The 1088-nt window shown below is 50.3% G+C and carries 1 protein-coding gene; it reads right to left on the bottom strand.

What is annotated here, in order from left to right; genetic code table 11:
* A partial coding sequence (locus tag ACS5WU_RS13865; protein WP_465089208.1) for a bacterial Ig-like domain-containing protein occupies positions 1-1088 on the bottom strand: 1088 nt, incomplete at both ends.

Here is a 1088-nt window from a genome sequence, read left to right as displayed (position 1 = left end):
AAGTCCTGACGGATTGAATGTGTCACCTACCGTATACGTCGTCTTTGTCGGCTGCTCCGTTACCTCAATGCTGTCCAGAACAGGTACGAGCGCATTTACTGTGATGTTAAACGTTGCTGTCTTCTCTACGCCGTCCTCCTCATAGGTTACGGTAATTGTTTTCGTTCCTGCTACACTCATGTCAGGCGTTGACAGCGTATATTCCCCGCTCGTTAGAACTTTATCCGCGCCACCATTGGTGTAATGTGCCGTCACTTCCAGCCCCGCAGCATCAAACGTATCGCCTACCGTGTACGTTGTTTGTGTCGGGTTCTCTGTTACCTCAATGCTGTCCAAAACAGGAACAGGCGCATTCACTGTGATGTCAAATGTTGCCGTCTTTTCTACGCCGTCCTCTTCATACGTTACAGTGATTGTTTTCGTGCCGGAAGTGCTCATATCCGGCGTTGAAAGCGTATATTCCCCGCTTGTCAGCACCTTATCCGCTCCACCGTTCGTATAATGCGCTGTCACTTCAAGTCCTGACGGATTGAATGTGTCGCCTACCGTGTACGTCGTCTTTGTCGGATTCTCTGTCACTTCGATACTGTCAAGGACAGGTGCAGGCGCATTCACTGTGATGCTAAACGTCGCTGTCTTCTCTATGCCGCTTTCTTCGTATGTTACAGTAATCGTCTTCGTTCCCGCCGTGCTCATATCGGGTGCAGACAGTGTATACTTTCCACTTGTCAACACCTTATCCGCGCCGCCATTGGTGTAGTGTGCCGTCACTTCCAGTCCCGCAGCATCAAAGGTATCGCCCACCGTATAGATCGTCTTTGTCGGCTGCTCTGTTACCTCAATGCTATCCAAAACAGGCGCAGGAGCGTTTACCGTAATATCGAATGTCGTTGTTTTCTCTATGCCGTCCTCTTCATACGTTACGGTAATCATTTTCGTTCCCGCCGCACTCATATCGGGTGTAGAAAGCGTGTATTCACCACTCGTCAGCACCTTGTCTGCGCCGCCGTTCGTATAGTGCGCCGTTATTTCCAGTCCCGCAGCATCAAACGTGTCGCCTACCGTATAAGTTGTTTTCGTCGGGTTCT

Source organism: Christensenella sp. KGMB01412, assembly GCF_055522415.1.
This window is presented reverse-complemented; position numbering and strand designations above follow the sequence as displayed.